General features: G+C 74.1%; 15 protein-coding genes and 1 pseudogene. 6 read left to right on the top strand and 10 right to left on the bottom strand.

What is annotated here, in order from left to right; all coding sequences use genetic code 11:
* Positions 1–4 precede the first annotated feature (4 nt).
* The 4 genes from AB0H37_RS30240 to AB0H37_RS30255 all read left to right on the top strand — a co-directional run bounded on the left by AB0H37_RS30240 (position 5) and on the right by AB0H37_RS30255 (position 5,312).
* Entirely contained in the window at positions 5–1,378 is a 1,374-nt protein-coding gene (locus tag AB0H37_RS30240) for an SWIM zinc finger family protein (RefSeq protein ID WP_360616504.1), read from the top strand.
* Positions 1,375–4,020, top strand: a complete 2,646-nt coding sequence (locus tag AB0H37_RS30245; RefSeq protein ID WP_360616505.1) for a DUF6493 family protein — start codon at positions 1,375–1,377, stop codon at positions 4,018–4,020. The genes AB0H37_RS30240 and AB0H37_RS30245 overlap by 4 nt, the downstream gene beginning before the upstream one ends.
* A 106-nt stretch (positions 4,021–4,126) precedes the next feature.
* Complete coding sequence (locus AB0H37_RS30250; RefSeq protein ID WP_360616506.1) at positions 4,127–4,669, top strand: methylated-DNA--[protein]-cysteine S-methyltransferase; 543 nt, start codon at positions 4,127–4,129, stop codon at positions 4,667–4,669.
* A 67-nt stretch (positions 4,670–4,736) separates the two neighbouring features.
* The gene (locus AB0H37_RS30255) at positions 4,737–5,312 is read left to right on the top strand and encodes a TetR/AcrR family transcriptional regulator (protein ID WP_179836154.1); all 576 of its coding nucleotides are present in this window, start codon (positions 4,737–4,739) and stop codon (positions 5,310–5,312) included.
* Here AB0H37_RS30255 and AB0H37_RS30260 read toward each other — a convergent pair.
* From AB0H37_RS30260 to AB0H37_RS30285, 6 genes are all read right to left on the bottom strand, one after another.
* Positions 5,309–6,223: an oxidoreductase gene (locus tag AB0H37_RS30260; RefSeq protein WP_179836155.1), complete on the bottom strand. Its 915-nt coding sequence runs from the start codon at positions 6,221–6,223 to the stop codon at positions 5,309–5,311. The genes AB0H37_RS30255 and AB0H37_RS30260 overlap by 4 nt on opposite strands.
* Positions 6,224–6,373: 150 nt before the next feature.
* Complete coding sequence (locus tag AB0H37_RS30265) at positions 6,374–6,862, bottom strand: glutathione peroxidase (protein WP_179836156.1); 489 nt, start codon at positions 6,860–6,862, stop codon at positions 6,374–6,376.
* 111 nt (positions 6,863–6,973) lie between these two features.
* Complete coding sequence (locus AB0H37_RS30270) at positions 6,974–7,129, bottom strand: hypothetical protein (protein WP_179836157.1); 156 nt, start codon at positions 7,127–7,129, stop codon at positions 6,974–6,976.
* A 169-nt stretch (positions 7,130–7,298) separates the two neighbouring features.
* Entirely contained in the window at positions 7,299–7,457 is a 159-nt protein-coding gene (locus AB0H37_RS30275) for a hypothetical protein (RefSeq protein ID WP_179278923.1), read from the bottom strand.
* An 85-nt stretch (positions 7,458–7,542) separates the two neighbouring features.
* A complete protein-coding gene (locus AB0H37_RS30280) occupies positions 7,543–7,836 on the bottom strand; it encodes a hypothetical protein (RefSeq protein WP_179836158.1) in 294 nt (97 codons plus the stop codon).
* 64 nt (positions 7,837–7,900) lie between these two features.
* Entirely contained in the window at positions 7,901–9,067 is a 1,167-nt protein-coding gene (locus AB0H37_RS30285; protein WP_329088327.1) for an LCP family protein, read from the bottom strand.
* Positions 9,068–9,281: 214 nt separating this feature from the next.
* Between AB0H37_RS30285 and AB0H37_RS30290 the strand changes: the two are divergent.
* Positions 9,282–9,569: pseudogene (locus AB0H37_RS30290) on the top strand (ABC transporter ATP-binding protein); the annotation flags it as partial.
* Between the two features lie 15 nt (positions 9,570–9,584).
* Here AB0H37_RS30290 and AB0H37_RS30295 read toward each other — a convergent pair.
* Entirely contained in the window at positions 9,585–13,127 is a 3,543-nt protein-coding gene (locus AB0H37_RS30295; RefSeq protein WP_360616507.1) for an AAA family ATPase, read from the bottom strand.
* Positions 13,128–13,349: 222 nt separating this feature from the next.
* Between AB0H37_RS30295 and AB0H37_RS30300 the strand changes: the two genes are divergently transcribed.
* Positions 13,350–13,703, top strand: coding sequence for an STAS domain-containing protein (locus tag AB0H37_RS30300; protein ID WP_179836161.1), 354 nt, complete (start codon positions 13,350–13,352; stop codon positions 13,701–13,703).
* Between the two features lie 31 nt (positions 13,704–13,734).
* On the opposite strand, the gene AB0H37_RS30305 is transcribed toward AB0H37_RS30300, so the two are convergent.
* The 3 genes from AB0H37_RS30305 to AB0H37_RS30315 all read right to left on the bottom strand — a co-directional run bounded on the left by AB0H37_RS30305 (position 13,735) and on the right by AB0H37_RS30315 (position 15,728).
* The gene (locus AB0H37_RS30305) at positions 13,735–14,508 is read right to left on the bottom strand and encodes an SGNH/GDSL hydrolase family protein (RefSeq protein ID WP_329088322.1); all 774 of its coding nucleotides are present in this window, start codon (positions 14,506–14,508) and stop codon (positions 13,735–13,737) included.
* A 115-nt stretch (positions 14,509–14,623) separates the two neighbouring features.
* Complete coding sequence (locus AB0H37_RS30310) at positions 14,624–15,238, bottom strand: ATP/GTP-binding protein (protein ID WP_179838887.1); 615 nt, start codon at positions 15,236–15,238, stop codon at positions 14,624–14,626.
* A 34-nt stretch (positions 15,239–15,272) separates the two neighbouring features.
* On the bottom strand, positions 15,273–15,728 hold the full coding sequence (locus AB0H37_RS30315; protein ID WP_179836163.1) for a DUF742 domain-containing protein: 456 nt from the start codon (positions 15,726–15,728) through the stop codon (positions 15,273–15,275).
* Between the last annotated feature and the right edge of the window lie 20 nt (positions 15,729–15,748).

Below are 15,748 nucleotides of genomic sequence, written 5' to 3' on the forward strand. Positions count from 1 at the left end.
CGGCATGGCGAGCAGCACGGTGGCGGCAGGGGCCGCGCAGTCGTACCGGTACACGAGGCCTTCCGGGCTGGACGAGGGGCTCCTGGGGCTCTCCACGTCCGGCGGGACGACGAGCAGCGGGCCGCGGGCGCATCCGCACTTCTTCAGCGGCGTGCTCACGCAGGCCGCGGCCGCGGCGGCGGGCCTGCTCGCGCTGGCCGACGTCGCGCAGACCCGGTACTTCCAGCCGCGCCCCACCTCGTTCCGGGACCCGGTCGTCACGTGCAACGGCGACCGGATCCGGATGGAGTCGTTCTCCGCCTGCGGCGGCGTCTACGCGCGGCTGGACGTGCTGGAGGCGGCGCTGGACGGCGAGGTCCACGAGCGCGGCACGACCAACGTGGACGTGAACGGGCCGCTGCGCGAGGCGCTCGCCCGCGTGGGCGGGTCCGATCCGCTGCACCTGGCGGTCGGCGCCGGGGAGATGGCCGTCACCACGATGGACGGGGCGGTCGTGGAGAAGAAGGTCCCGCTGCCCGACCGCTGGCTCCGCGGCTTCGCCGAGGTCCAGGTCATCACGGCCGGGTTCGACCCGCGCGGGGAGATGAGCGGGCCCGAGGCGGTGCGGTTCCTGCGGTCCCTGCCGCGCGGGGGGCGCGAGCCGCTGTGGGTCGTCCCCGCGGGCCGGACGCTGCGGGTCGCGGCGCGCCCGTCTCCCGGGGCGGTCTGCCTGGCGGGGGCCGACCGGCTGCGGACGATGCTGCCGCTCCTGCGGTTCGCGAAGGCGCTGCGCGTCTACGGGCCGCCCGTCGCCGTCGGGAGCGGACCGGCGTCGAGCGTCTGGGAACTGGAGCTGCCGGGCATGCGGTACGTCCTGACGCTGTCGCCGCAGCATTCGCGCGGCTTCTCCGGGGAGGGCGCCGTGCTGGACGCCGTCTCGACCGACGAGGCGGCGGGGGACGCCGACCTGCTCGGCGCGCTGCTGTCCTTCGAGCCGCGGGTGGAGCCGGGCCTGCTGGCCGAGCGGTCGGGGCTCGCGCTCGCGCGGACGAAGGCGGCGCTGGTCCAGCTGGGGACGTCCGGCCGCGTCGGCTTCGACACCGCCGAGGCCGCGTTCTTCCACCGCGAGCTGCCCTACGACCCGGCGCGGGTCGCCGACCTCAACCCGCGGCTGCGTTCGGCGCGGGCGCTGGTCGCGGAGGGCGCCGTGCGGTTCACCGCCGAGGACGCGGCGGTCGTCCTCACCGACGGAGGCGAGCGCCAGGTCCGCTTCGACGGCGACCGGGTCACCTGCACATGCCCGTGGTGGTACGACCACCGGGGCGAGCGCGGCCCGTGCAAGCACGTCCTCGCCGCCCGGATCGTCCGCCGCGAGGCGAGCGTGGAGGCGGCCCGATGACCGTCCCCGCGGACGACCTCCAGAAGGCGCTCGACGCCGGGGACATGAAGCAGACGGCGCGCGTGGTCGCCGAGCTCGACGACGACGCCCGCCGCGCCGTCGCGAAGGGCCTGCCCGACCGCCTGAAGGCGATGCGGGCCGCGTCGCCTCACGGCGAACTGAGCCATGAGACGGCGCAGCCGCTGCTGGTCGCCGGGGCCGGCACGCTCGGCGGTCCGGCGGCCGCGGCCGCGTGGCTGTGCCGCCGCGACCTGCGTCCGTGGTGGGCACCGGACGGCCACTCCCGGATGTGCGCGGCACTGTGCGAGGTCACGTCCGGGCGCCCGGACGAGTGGCGCGCCGAGGTCGCCCGGCGCGTCGCCGCCCGGATCCGCGTCTCCGACCGCGAGGCGATGCTGTGGCACATCGCGGCGGCGCTGGCCGAGTCGGCCGGGGCGGTCCCTGACTCGGACGGATTCGTGGTCGGTTGGGTGACCGAGCGCGACCTCCCCGACGCCGACGACCCCTTCCTGGACGTGCTCGTCCCCAAGCTGTTCGAGGTGAACGCGGTGGGCGGCGCCCTCGCCGAGGACGAGGCGAGGCTCCAGTGGGACGGCGCCCGCAGGCGCACCTGGGCCGGCGCCCTCTCCGGCCTGGCCGCGAGCGGACGGCTCGACCGCGCACTCCTGCTCGACGGCTGCGTCCGCCGCTTCCTGCGCGGCGGCACCGCCCGCGACCTCCGGTGGTTCATCGCTCTGCACGACGCGCTGAAGCCCACCGAGGACGAGACGGCCGCCCGCGTGCGCGACTACGTCCGCCTCCTCCCGGCCGCGCCGTCGACCGTCGCCGGCCTCGCCCTGCGCCAGGTCCGCCGCGTCGACGACCGGGACGGGCTCGACGCCGCACTGTTCGGCGAGGCCGCGGACGCGGTGCTGTTCCGGCCCGAGAAGAAGCTCGTCCAGGCCGCCCTGACCTGGCTCGACCGCACGGCCCGCAAGCGCGACCGGGTCGACGCCACGCTGCGCGCCGTCACGGCCGTCTTCGGCTCCGACGCGCTCGACCTGCGCGAACGCGCCGTCACGGTCGCGGCCCGGCATGCGGGCCACGCGAGCGGGGCCGTCCACGAGGAGGTCCGTGCCGCCGCACGCGACCTGCCGGCCGTCCTGCGCGAGCCCGTCGCGGCGGCGTTCGGCGCGGTCGAGGCCGCCGCCGCTCCCGAGCCGCCCCCGGGCCCGCCGCCCTTCACCCCGCGGGAGGCGCCCGCCCCGATCGGCTCCCTCGACGAACTGGCCGAGGAGTTCGCGGTCCTGCTGCGCGGCGCCGAGGAATGGCGCACGTCCGAGCGGTTCCTGGCCGCGCTCGTCGAGTTCGCCCACCGCGACCCGGAGGCGACGCGCGCGGCACTCCGGAAACCCGCCGACGACCTCGCGTCCTGGATCACCGACACCGAGAACCATGCGTACATGCGCTCCTACGTCCGGGCGAGCTGGATCGCGTTCCCGGTGCAGAGCCTCCTGCGCCCGCCGAAGTCCCCTGGCATCGTGGAAGCGCTGGCCTCGCTCCTGAAGGGAAGGTCCCGCAAGTCCGGGACGGTGTTCGAGCCGCAGATCGAGCGCTTCCTCACCCTGCGCAGACACGAGATCGCTTCCGCGGTCGGGAAGGCGCCCGTCCTCCTCGCGACCCCGACCGAGGGCAGCGGGCACGTCGACCCCGGCGTCCTGGTCGCCCGGCTCGAACGGATCGAGGCGGCGGGCGCCGAGCCGGGGCGGGCCGACCTCATGCAGGCGATGCTGCGCGTGCCCCGCGAGATCGACCGGGCGGCCGCGGCACGCGCGAGACGGCTGGAGTCCAAGGGCGGCAAGGCCCTCTCGGTCTGGCTGGAGGACGGGGGGCTCGCCGACCCGGCCGTCGAGTGCGCGATCCTCGACAAGCCCCTCGCGAGCGTCCGCGGCCGGACGATACGGCTGCCGACCCGCGTCCTGTCCACGGTGGACGTCCCCGGCGACTCCGACATCGCCCACCTGTGCGCCTTCCCCGAGGACGGCTGGACGGACTTCGGGACACCGGGCCGCGTCGCGTCCCGGGGATTCTGGCCGTCGGTCCTGCCGTCCCACCGCGAGGTGACCGCCGCGCATCTCGTCCCCTACCTGGCGGGCGCGGGCGAGGACGACCTGGACCAGGGCGCCGTCATGCTCGACCTGGCCGAGGCCGGCGGGCCCACCGGTGCCGCGATCGGGACGCTGCTCGCCTGCGCGCTCGCCCACCGGAGCCAGAACGAGCGCGCGGACGCCGTCGAGGCGCTCCTCGTCCTCAGCGCCCGGGGCGACCTGCCGGCGGCCGAGACGGGAACGGCGCTCGGACGGCTCGCCGGCCTGAGGCGCCTCACCCTCCCCCGCGCCGTGAAGGCCCTCACGGCGGCCGCCGACGGCGGCGGGCACGCCGGGGTCTGGACGATCCTCGCCGCGGCGCTCCCGCACGCGCTCCCCGCCCCGGGCGAGCGCGCCGTGACCGGGGTGCCCGACCTGATCGCCCTGGCGACCCGCCTGGCGGAGACGGTCGGCGCCAGGGGCGCCGTCCCGGGCGTCCCGGACGTGGCGGCCCGCGGCGGCTCCAGCCGCCTGGTGAAGGAGGCCGCCCGCCTGCACCGCACGCTCGCAACGTGAGGACGCCCGGCGGTGTTGACAGAGGTACCGATGTTGACGCGAGCACCGGCGCCGACGGGAGTGTCGGTCCGGTGTGGCACGCTGAGCGCGGAAGGAGCGCTGAACGATGACCGAGACCCTGGCGTTCGGCACGGTCGACACCGTGCTCGGCCGCCTGCTCGTCGGCGAGACCGAGACGGGGGTCGTCTCGCTGCACTTCCACGACACCCCGGCCGCGCGTGCCCGCACCGCCAAGGCGGCGGGGCTGCCCGTCGTGGACGCCCCCGCCCGCCTGGCCCCCGCCCTGGCGGCCCTGCGGGACTACTTCACCGGCGACCTGAAGCACTTCGAGCTGCCCATCGACTGGCGGCTCACGTCCGACGTCCAGCGGCAGGTGCTGTCGACGCTGTACGAGACCGTCCCCTACGGACAGGTCCTCACCTACGGCGACCTCGGAGAGCGCAGCAGCACCGGCGTTCACGCCCAGGTCATCGGCCAGGTCATGGGCGGCAATCCGATCCCTCTGATCGTCCCCTGCCACCGCGTCGTCGCCTCGAACGGGCTCGGCGGCTACAGCGGCGGCTCCGGCGTCGAGGTCAAGCGCTGGCTGCTCACCCTCGAAGGGTCCGTGCCCGCCACCCTGGACTGGGACATCGACCGGGGGCCGTGACCTGCCGACCACGCGCCTGTCGCCGGCGCACATACCGACAGCGGGTCGGCAAACCTAGAATGGGCGCGTGCCGAAGATCAGTGAGGCCACCGTCGCCGAGCACCGCGCGCGCCAGCTGCGGACCCTGCTGGACGCCGCGCGGGACCTGGTCGCGCAGGAGGGCATCGACGCGCTGTCGCTCGCCGCGCTGGCCCGGCGGGTCGGCCTGTCGCGGCCGAGCCTGTACGAGTACTTCCGGTCGAAGGACGACCTGGTCGCGGCCGTCGTCGAGGAGGAACTGCCCCGCTGGGCGGCGGTCGTCGAGGACGCGCTGAGCGGCCCGGCCGACCTGGACGGCAAGGTCGAGGCCTACATCAGGGCCCAGCTGGAGGTCATGACGGACGGGCGCCACGCCGCCGCCGTCGCGCTCGTCGAGCACGCCCTCGCCCAGCCCGCGCTCGACCGGATCCGCACCGGTCACGCGCAGCTGCTGCGCCCGCTCGCCGCGGCGCTGGAGGAGGCCGGCGTCCCCGAGCCCGCGCTGCGCGCCCGGCTGATCCAGGGACTGGTCGACGCCGCCGCCGTGATCGCGCAGCGCGACCCGTCCGGCGCCGAGACCGTCGTGGCCGCCACGCTCGCCCAGGCGGTCCGCGGGCTGCGCTAGGCGGCCGCGCCGGCGTACGTGACGCCCGTGAGGGCCTCGGACACCTCCCAAAGGCGCTCGCCCAGGCCGGGACGGTCCGCGTGCCGGGGCGTGACGACCTTCGCCGGGGACCCGCGGTACTGCAACAGGCGGGGGCCGTAGCAGGCGCCGCCCCGCACGTCCGGCGCCGTCGCGGCGTAGAGGGACGGCAGCGCACCCGCGGCGGCGGACTGCGCCATCACCGCGTTGCCCAACCCCGTGGCCTTCTCCATGAGCGTGTTGCCCTGCATGCGCGGCCCCGTCTGCTGCAGGTTCGTCGCGGCGTAGCCGGGGTGGGCGGCGACGCTGGTCACCTCGGAGACGCGCCGGTCCAGTTCCTTGGCGAAGACCAGGTTGGCCAGCTTGGCCTGGCCGTAGGCGGTCCACTTGCGGTACCGGCGCTCGCCTTGCAGGTCGTCGAAGGCGATACGTCCCGTCCAGGCGAAGCCCGAGGTGACGGTGACGACCCGGGCGGACGGGGCGGCGCGCAGCGCGGGCAGCAGGAGGCCGGTGAGCGCGAAGTGGCCGAGATGGTTGGTGCCGAACTGCATCTCGAAGCCGTCGGCGGTGGAGCGGCGCGGGATCGCCATGACCCCGGCGTTGTTGACCAGGATGTCGAGGGGCGCCTCGCCGTGCCGGGCCGCGAACTCCCGCACGGACGCCAGGTCGGCGAGGTCCAGGGAGTCCAGGGCGAGGTCGGCCTGCGGCGCGGCGGCCCTCATCCGCTCCATGGCGGCCCCGCCGCGTTCGGCGCTGCGGCAGGCCAGCACGACGGACGCACCGTGCCGGGCGAGCTGGAGCGCGGTGTGGTAGCCGATGCCGCTGTTGGCCCCGGTGACGATCGCCCGCCGCCCGCGCAGATCGGGGATGTCGCCGGCCGTCCATCCGCCCATGGGGCACCTCCACGTCATATCGCGAATCCCACAAGTTAGACGCGCCCTCGAATACGAGGCAACGTCCGCACGATGTGGCGCGATTCACACCCGGGCGAACGCGCCCCCCGCCCGGGGGGCGCGTCCCCCGTCCGGAGGGCGCGTCCCCGGTCAGGCGGGAACGGTCTTCTCGATGGCGGTGACGACCTCGGCGGACTCCGGCTCGGTCTGGGGTGCGAAGCGGGCCGCGACGGCGCCGTCCGGGGCGATCAGGAACTTCTCGAAGTTCCACCGGATGTCGCCGGTGTGGCCCTCGGCGTCGGGGACGCCGACGAGCTCCCGGTACAGCGGGTGCCGGCCGTCACCGTTGACCTCGACCTTCTCGGTCATCGGGAACGTGACCCCGTAGGTCGCCGAGCAGAACTCGGCGATCTCCTCGGAACTGCCGGGCTCCTGCCCCATGAACTGGTTGCAGGGGACGCCGAGGACGGTGAAGCCCCGCCCGGCGTACGTCTCCTGCAGCCGCTCCAGGCCGGAGTACTGCGGGGTGAGGCCGCACTTGGAGGCGACATTGACGACCAGTACGGCCTTGCCCCGGTACTGCTCGAGGTCCGCGGGCCCGCCGCGCAGGCCCTCGATCTCTACGTCGAAGACAGACATGCGGCCGATCCTAGGAGATCGCTCCGCGGATCGGCCCCGTCCTCGCCGTTGACGCCGCCGGCGGACGGGTGGTTCCCGCCGCCGACCGCCCTCACGCGCCCAGGGCGCCGGTCACTTGCCCAAGGCGTTCACGAAGGCCGCGAGCTGGTTGCCCGCGTTCCCCAGCTCGTCGAAGGCGTTGTTGACCACTCCTGCCGCATCCGTCGGTGAGCTCAGCAAGTAGAAGATGACGAAGGCGATCGCCACATAGCGGAGGTTCTTCTTCATCCGTAACGCCGTCCCTGTTCGTAGCGCGCGACACAATCGACCCGATCCCATTGTGCCCAGCCGCGTCTGCCCGCAAAGCGCGATTTTACTGTGACGCGCGGGCAACTGCTTGGTGGCGTCGCGAAGAGAAGCCCCGAGCCGGCGGGGAACGGGGCCCGGGAACCGTCGGTCAGTTCGGGATGGCGCTCATGAACTGCGACAACGACTCGGCGGCGTTGCCGAGCCCGCTCAGGGCGCCGTTGACGAGATGCGCCGCCCCCTCGGGCCTGCTGATGACGTACCACGCCGTGAAGGCGATGGCGGCGATCTTCATGTGCTTCTTGTTCACTTCAACCACCCTCTGCGGTCGATCACTTACTCTCAGTGATTCCCCAGGGTGGCCGAAGAGAGATCAAGGGGGGACAAAGAGCAGGTCAGGTCCCCTTGGCGTGCCGGTGGAGGTAGTCGATGTAGAAGGGCCGGAGGGCGTCGGCCATCTCGCCCTCCCCCGCGTGCGTGAACTCCTCCAGCAGCGACAGGCCGTGGACGAGGTCGAACTCGGCGCGGTCGACGTCCCCCGTGGCCGCCGCCGCGGCCGGGATCGCTCGCAGCAGATCCCACAGGAAGCCGACGTCGTACCGCTCCTTGGCGAGACCCATCGCTCGCTCGTACAGCTCCTTGGACGTCAGCTCGTCCAGATTCCCGCCGTCCGGCGTCTGTTCGGACATGGCCCGACTCTAATCGAGCATCCGGCCCGTCGCCTCGCGCGGGGCGAGGCTCCGGGCCGGTCCGTCACTTCGTGATGACGTTCGAGGGGATCTCCTGGTCCTGCTTCAGCGCGCCGAAGAGCGTGGCCGCCTTGGACCTGTCCCAGGTGATGTAGGACCCGGCGGAGGCCGAGCTTCCGGCGCCCCCGATCGGGACGGTGGTCGTGACGCCGTTCCCGCCGCTGACGCCCTTCATCGCCCACATCATGCGGGCCAGGTCGTACAGGTGGTCGCCGTCGTCCACCAGGAAGTTGCTGGTGGCGTTCATGGCCAGCGGGACACCGCGGAACGGGTTGAGCATCGTGCCCGGGCTCGTGGCCTTCTTCATCAGCGCGCCGAAGAACTGCCGCTGGTGCTCCACGCGTTCGAGGTCGGCGCGGGCGTAGGCGCGGGTCCGGACGTAGCCGAGCGCCTGGCCGCCGTCCAGCGTCTGGCATCCGGCCTTGAGGTTCAGGCCCGCCTTGCGGTCCTTGATGTTCTCCTTGACGCAGATGTCGACGCCGCCCACGGCGTCCACCACGCCCACGAAGCCGCCGAAGCCGATCTCGGCGTAGTGGTCGATGTGGAGCCCGGTGGCCTTCTCCACGGTCTGCACGAGCAGCTTGGGCCCGCCGAAGGCGAAGGCCGCGTTCAGCTTGTTCGAGCCGTGCCCGGGGATCGGGAGGTAGGAGTCGCGCGGCAGGCTGATGAGGGACGTCCCCCCGGAGCCGTAGTGCAGCAGCATCATCGAGTCGGTGCGGCGCCCGGAGGCGAACCCGGTCGCGAGGCGCTTCTGGTCGTCCTTCGACAGCCCCTCGCGGCTGTCGGACCCGACGACCAGCCAGTTCGTCCCCGGCGTGTCGGCGACCCGGCCCGCGTAGTCCACGAGGACCGACTCGCGCTTCAGCCGGGAGTCCAGGTAGAAGTAGCCGCCGACGACGACCACCAGGAGCACGGCGACGAGAGCGCCGAGCACCCGCGGCCAGCGCCTGCGGCGCCGCCGCCGGTAGGGCGCCCCGCCGCGGGGGCCGCCGCCCTCGTCGACCCGCCCCCCGGCGAGCTGGTCGCCGGCGTACGGGTCGTCGTACGGGTCCCCGTAGGTGTCCCGCCCGTAGGCGGCGTGGTGGTGCTCCGCGCGTGCGGAGTTCTCCCTGCTGCGCCCCACGCGGTCGCCCTCCTTGCGTGTCCGGCCCTGCGGCCAGCCGTCGGTCATGCCGTAGACCCTAGACAACCCGGGCGTGCCGCGCGTCCGTCCGGCGCATGATTGTCCACACCAACAAATCACCGCGCTCTGTGAGAAAAGAAGCGGACACCATCCCCCTAAAGGCGCACACCGCCCCTGGACGGTAGTACGCGCGGAGGGCGGCGCATGGGTGCACCAGGGCTTACCTCCTGGTGGTTCAGGGTTCGCCGGCCGTTCCGGCGCCGCCCGCGGGTTCTACCGGGACGCGCCGCTGCTGATCTGCGACGAGCCCACGGCCGCGCTGGACGCCCGCGCAGAGCACCAGCTGTCCGAGCGGATCCGCACGCACGCCGACGGCCGGACCGTCCTGCTCATCACCCACCGGCTCGCCGGCGTCCGCTACGCCGACCGCATCTACGTGCTGGAGCGCGGCGAGGTCACCGAGGAGGGCGACCACGCCGCGCTGATGGCCCTGGACGGCCTCTACGCCGACCTGTACTCCCTCCAGGCGGCCGCCTACGGAGCCGCCTAGGTGGAAGAGGCCCGGCTAGATGTAGAGGCCGTAGCCTCCCTCGTCCTCGCGGGGCGGGGCCTCGGGAAGGTCCTCGGGGCGCAGCAGCGCGACCTCGGCCGCGTCGATCTCGCCGGCCGCCGCGTCCTCCTTGGCGGTGATGCGCTGCGCCTGCCGGGAGATCGCCGCCTCCAGCAGGTTGCGGACGAGCCGGGCGTTGCCGAACGAGGAGCCGCGCGGCTGGGCCGCGACGAGGCGGCGCAGCTCCTCCAGGATGCCGGGCGCGAGCGCGAACCCGTCCTCCGCCGCCATGAACTCGAAGATCGTGACGAGTTCGTCGTCGGAGTAGTCGGGGAACCGCAGCCGCTTCGGGAACCGCGACTTCAGCCCGGGGTTGGCGTCCAGGAAGCGCTCCATCTCGGCGTCGTAGCCGGCGACGATGACCACCAGGTCGCCGCGGTGCTCCTCCATCAGCCGCAGCAGCTCGGCGATCGCCTCGTGGCCGAAGTCGCGCCGGTCGCCGCCGCCGGACGCCAGCGTGTACGCCTCGTCCACGAACAGCACGCCGCCGAGGGCGCGGCCGACCGCGTCCCGCACGCGCGGCGCGGTCTGCCCGATGAACTCGGCGACGAGGTCGGCGCGGGTGACCTCCACCAGGTGCCCGGACGACAGCAGGCCGAGCCGGGCGAACACGGCGGCGATCAGCCGCGCGATCGTCGTCTTGGCCGTGCCCGGGCTGCCGGCGAACACCATGTGCCGGGCCGGGGGCGCCGGGGACACCTTGGCCTCGCGCCGCAGCTGCTCGGCGCGGACCTCGGCGACCAGCGCGGCGACCTCCCGCTTGATGTCGGCCAGGCCGATCAGCCGCTCGACCTCCGCGAGCGGGTCGCCGGGGACGTCGTCGCGGCCGCGGGTGAGGGTGTCGGGGACGTCCTCCGGCAGGATCACGTCGAGGGACTCGTCCTCGTCGACGATCCCGTCGGCCAGGACGCGGCGCCCCTGCATCGAGACGGCCCGTTCGAGCAGGTTCGTCATGATGCGGACGTTGCCGACCCCGCGCTCGCGCGGCGCCGCCTCGACGAGCGCGCGCACCTTGTCCAGGACGCCGGGGGCCAGCTCGAACCCCGAGTCGGCGGCCTTGGCGGTGAACACCTCCACCAGTTCCTCGTCGGTGAGGTCGGGGAAGCGGAGCGTGCGGGGGAAGGCGGCGGCGAGGTCGGGGTGGGCCTTCAGCAGCCCGTTCATCTCCGCCGCCGGACCCGTCAGCACCACGACGAGGTCCTCGGTGTGCGCCTGGACGCTCGTCAGCAGCACGTCCAGCACCTCGCGGCCGCGCGCCGCGTCGGCGGCCGCCGACACCAGGGCGTGCGCGTCGCGGACGACCAGGACGCCGCCGTGGGCCTGCTCCACCGCCCGGCGGACGCGCAGGACGCTCTCGCTGGCGTACTCGCCGAGCAGGTCGGCGCGCTCCACCTCGACCAGGTGGCCGGACGACAGCACGCCGAGGTCGGCGTAGATCCGGCCGAGGATCCGCGCGACCTTGCCCTTGCCGGTGCCGGTGTTGCCGGTGAAGACCAGGTGCCGCAACCGGGTCCGCGCGGTCATGCCCGCCTCGCGGCGCAGGCGGGCGGCCTTGGCCTCGGCGATCAGCGCGTCGACCTCCCGCTTGACGGGCTCGATGCCGACGCAGGCGGCCAGCTCGGCGAGCGGGTCGGACTCGGCGGGACGGCCGGCGATGAGTCGCTGCGGCAGGTCCGCGGCCGTCACCTCCAGGGGTTCGGCGTCCGTCCCGTCCTCCCGGGCCCGCCGGTCCGCCGCGGCGACGGCCTGGCCCGCCATGTGCTCCACCAGCCGGGCGCCGCGCAGGTTCAGCATCGGCGGGGTGCGGCGGAGCATGGCGCCGGCGTCCGCGGCGACCTCCGCCCCGGCGCGCGCGCCGCGCCGCGCGACGGCCAGGGTGAACAGCTCGGCGAAGTCGTCCTCGGCGAAGTCGCGGGTGCGCGCGACGTCGAACGCCCGGACCAGCGCGGGGTTGGCGTCGAAGAGCCGCCGGTCGCCGCCGGGGCGGCACAGGGCGACGACGTTGAGGGACGGCGAGCGCGCCATGAGCCGCCGCAGTTCCTCGGCGGCGGCGGCGCCGCACCGCTCGTGGGCGGCGAGCTTCTCCAGGTCGTCCACGACCAGGAGCATGCGGCCCTCCAGGCAGTCGCGGACGCGGGCCTGCAGCCACAGGACGGCGTCGCTCACGCCGAGCGAGGCGAAGACCTGGTCGGAGATCCAGAGCGCCTCGCGGACGGCGCCGCCCTCGCCGAGCGCGCCCTCGACGATCTCGGCGGCGGTGCCCTTGCCGGTGCCCTCCGGGCCGGCGACGAGCAGCCGGACCGGCCGCTGCCCGGCCAGCCGCGCCGCCACCGCGTCCTGCAGCGCCCGCGACAGCTCCGGCTGCCCGACCAGCGGCGGCCCGCTCTCCTCACCGGGCTCGGCCCGCTCGGCCGCGGTCCGCGGACCGTCCTCGCCGGAACCGAACTTCAGGGTGTTGAAGACCCGCCGGACGGTGAACAGCCGCCGCAGGTCGGCCTGGAAGGGGCGCACCGGCACCCGGCAGCGCGGACTGACCGGCGCCTCCGGCAGGCCCTGCACCGCGCCGGTGAACCGCACCGCCATGTCGAGCCAGGCGCGGGCCGCGTCCGCCTCGCCCGCGACCAGGCCCCGCGCCAGCCACGCCCGCACGTCGTGCTGCCACGCCTCGGCGGCGAAGCCCTCCCGCGCCGCGCGGAACCGCTCCTCCACGTTCTCGTAGCGGGCGGTGCCCAGCACGACCGCCAGTTCGGCCGGGACGACCGCGGCGTCGGCCGCCAGCAGCAGCCGCGCCAGCGCCACGTCGGGCTCGCCGGAGTCGGCGACGGCCCCCGCCAGCCCCTCGTGCGCGGCGTCCAGCCCCTCGCACACCCAGCCCAGGTAGCCCACCGGCCCGGCCAGTTCGGGCAGGACGGCCAGCTCCTCCTCGGTCAGGCCGGACACCCAGAGGTCCTCCAGCTGCCGGTTGGGGACGGTCATGTCCGCCTCGCGCAGCGCCGGGTCGGCGGCGCGCCGGTCGAACAGGTCCATCACCGCCCGCCGGCGCCGCTCCAGCGGTTCCAGGCCCTCGAAGACGTCCAGCCCGGCGCGCGCCAGCTCAAACATCACCGCGCGCCGCTCCCGGTCGTCCCCGGCCGGCTCGGGCAGCCACAGGCCCGGCGGGCGCCACCGCCCGCCCTGGGTGAACCACGCCACCGGGTCCCGGACGGCCGACTCGGGCGTCGCCAGGAACGCCGACAGCAGCTCGTAGTCCACGTCGCCGCGCGACCCGCCGCGCACCGCCGACGCGCCCAGCAGGAACGTCAGCAGCGACCACTGCTCGGCCCCCGCCGCGCTGGTGTCGCTCCCGTAGAAGTCGCTGAGCTGCCGCGTCAGCACGATGGCGCGCTGGTCGGTGTTGTAGGCGACCGCGCGCTCGCGCATCTCCTCGTACAGACCGTCAGGCACGCGCCAGGGACCGTACGCGTACACGTCGAGCACCGGCTCCTCAGTGAGCAGCACTTCGAGATGGTCTGGCAGCCGGGGGGAACTCACCTGGGGTCGTCTCCTACGCAGCGGATCGTCGAGGCAATCACATCCGACAAGCACCTTACGGCGCGTCACGATCACGCACACCCCCGTTGCCGTGGGTTGGCAGGCGGCCCGGCGTCCGCGATAGTTGTCGAACGGAAACTATTCGCCGGACGATTCCGGCCAAAGCAACACACAAGAGGGGAACCCCCCGTGTCACCTTTGGAAGTCACCACACGGCCCGACGGCGGACGCGCCGTCCTCAGGCTGTGCGGAGAACTCGACGTCGCGGGCTCGGAGGAGCTGCGCGTCCACCTGAACGAGGCCCGCCGCGAGCACGGCGACCACCTCGTGCTGGACCTCACCGACCTGGAGTTCATGGACTCGGGCGGCCTCTCGGTCATCGTCGCCTGCTACAAGGCCGCCACCGCGGCGGGCGGCAGCCTCGTCCTCGCCGGCCCCCGGCCCATCGTCCGCCGCGCCCTGGAGATCACGGGGCTGCACCGGCGCATCCCCGTCAAGCGGACCCTTCAGGAGGCGCTGGCGACCGAGCCCGACCGCGCCTAGGGCGGGCACGGCCGGCGCGAGCGGCCCCGCCCTAGAGCGGGAGGGGGGTGGGGCGCTTCGGCCCGCGGCCGTCGCCGGAGGAGCGGCCCGTGGCCCGGCGGCCGATCCACGGCAGGAGGTAGGCCCGGGCCCAGTGGACGTCCTCGCGCCTCATCGTGAGCCAGTCGGCACGGTCCAGGGGCGGCCAGGGCTCGCGCCAGTCGCCCTCGACCGGGATGCCCACCGCCCCGGCGACGTAGAGCGCCATGCGCCGGTGCCCCTCGGGCGACAGGTGCAGGCGGTCCTCGTACCAGGCGCGCGGGTCGTGGAAGGCGCGCAGCGGCCACAGGTCCACCACCGAGCAGCCGCGGTGGTCGGCGATCGCGCGCAGGTGCATGTTGTAGGTGGCGGCCTTGCCCCGGATGCGGCCGCCGGAGCGCAGCCCGCGCGGATCGAACCCGGTGAAGACCACCACGCGGGAGCCGGTGGCGCGCAGCCGCCGGACCGCGTCGTCGAACACGACCGCGGCCGCGTCGGGGTCCGCGCCGGGACGGATCATGTCGTTGCCGCCCGCGCACAGCGTGACCAGGTCGGGCGAGAGGCCGACGGCGATCGGCACCTGGTCGTCCACGATCTGCCGCACGAGCTTCCCGCGGACGGCGAGGTTGGCGTAGCGCAGGCCCGGGTTCAGCACGGCGAGGTGCTCGGCGAGCCGGTCCGCCCAGCCCCGGAAGACGTCGGTCTCGCCGGGGTAGGGGTCGTTCAGGCCCTCGGTGAAACTGTCGCCGATGGCAACGAACGTTCCGATCTTCTCCACTTCGCTCATCGCAACCCCCACCGCGGATTCATGCTCGATCACGACGAACCATCATGCATCGTGCACACGACCTACGCGACCGTAGCCGGGGGCCGGACCGGGCCGCGCCCCCGTGCGCCGCGGCTCAGGTCCAGCTCGGGGACGTGGTGCCGAGCTGCCCGCCGGGCGCGCCCGGCGCGGGGGCGGAGGCGTGCGCTCCGGCGGCGTGCACCGTCATCGCGTGCTTGACCAGCATGATCAGCACCTGCTTGGTGGACTCGCGGCTCCGCGCGTCGCACTGCACGATCGGCACGTGCGCGCTGATCGACAGGGCGTCGCGGATGTCGTCCACGGCGTACTGGAACTCGCCGTGGAACCCGTTGACGCCCACCACGAACGGCAGACCGAGCTCCTCGAAGTAGTCCACCGCGGCGAAGCAGTCCTCCAGCCGGCGGGTGTCGACCAGCACGACGGCGCCGATCGCGCCGCGGACCAGGTCGTCCCACATGAACCAGAAGCGGTGCTGCCCGGGCGTGCCGAACAGGTAGAGGATCAGCTCGCTGTCCAGCGACACGCGGCCGAAGTCCATCGCGACCGTGGTGGTCGTCTTGTCCGGGACGGCCGACAGGTCGTCCACGTCGGCGCTGGCCGCGGTCATCACCGCCTCGGTGGTGAGCGGCATGATCTCCGAGACGGAGCCGACGAAGGTGGTCTTGCCGACGCCGAAGCCGCCACCGACGACGATCTTGACCGAGGTCAGCTCGGTCTCCCCGCCGTGCGGCCCCGGGACCTGGTCAGAGCTTCCGAAGGCCACTGAGCACCCTTTCTAGCAAGCGGAGGTCCGGCTGTCCGCCGGCGGTGGTGGGGGACTGCGACTGGTGCAGCCGTAGCAGTCCCTCGACGGCCATGTCAGCCACTAGGACCCGCGCGACCCCGAGCGGCAGGCGCAGCAGCGCGGACACCTCGGCGACCGAGCGGGCCGACCGGCACAGATCCATGATCGCCCGGTACTCCGGGGTCAGCACGGCCACGTCCCGCGGCGGGTAGGGCGCGGCGGTGACCAGCGCCTCGATGGCCAGGTCGTAGCGCGGCCTGGTGCGCCCGCCGGTGACCGCGTACGGGCGCACGAGCGAGCTGCCATCGTTGTCGTCCCGCTCGGGGGGTCGGCCCTGCACGGGGACCCGCCCCTGGTCACCCGGCCAGCGGCCGCCGCCTCCGGGACCGCCCCCGAAGGGACTGCCTCGATCCATGTCGCCGACCTCCGTCAGAG

Source organism: Actinomadura sp. NPDC023710 (assembly GCF_040639875.1).
Lineage (GTDB): Bacteria > Actinomycetota > Actinomycetes > Streptosporangiales > Streptosporangiaceae > Spirillospora > Spirillospora citrea.

Bases quoted from the DNA above. Each gene is read 5' to 3' on its own strand.
- AB0H37_RS30250 (WP_360616506.1), top strand. From the start codon at position 4,127: ATGACCGAGACCCTGGCGTTCGGCACGGTCGACACCGTGCTCGGCCGC.
- AB0H37_RS30245 (WP_360616505.1), top strand. From the start codon at position 1,375: ATGACCGTCCCCGCGGACGACCTCCAGAAGGCGCTCGACGCCGGGGAC.
- AB0H37_RS30270 (WP_179836157.1), bottom strand. From the start codon at position 7,129: ATGAAGAAGAACCTCCGCTATGTGGCGATCGCCTTCGTCATCTTCTAC.
- AB0H37_RS30285 (WP_329088327.1), bottom strand. From the start codon at position 9,067: ATGACCGACGGCTGGCCGCAGGGCCGGACACGCAAGGAGGGCGACCGC.
- AB0H37_RS30265 (WP_179836156.1), bottom strand. From the start codon at position 6,862: ATGTCTGTCTTCGACGTAGAGATCGAGGGCCTGCGCGGCGGGCCCGCG.
- AB0H37_RS30280 (WP_179836158.1), bottom strand. From the start codon at position 7,836: ATGTCCGAACAGACGCCGGACGGCGGGAATCTGGACGAGCTGACGTCC.
- AB0H37_RS30240 (WP_360616504.1), top strand. From the start codon at position 5: ATGGCGAGCAGCACGGTGGCGGCAGGGGCCGCGCAGTCGTACCGGTAC.
- AB0H37_RS30315 (WP_179836163.1), bottom strand. From the start codon at position 15,728: ATGGATCGAGGCAGTCCCTTCGGGGGCGGTCCCGGAGGCGGCGGCCGC.
- AB0H37_RS30305 (WP_329088322.1), bottom strand. From the start codon at position 14,508: ATGAGCGAAGTGGAGAAGATCGGAACGTTCGTTGCCATCGGCGACAGT.
- AB0H37_RS30260 (WP_179836155.1), bottom strand. From the start codon at position 6,223: ATGGGCGGATGGACGGCCGGCGACATCCCCGATCTGCGCGGGCGGCGG.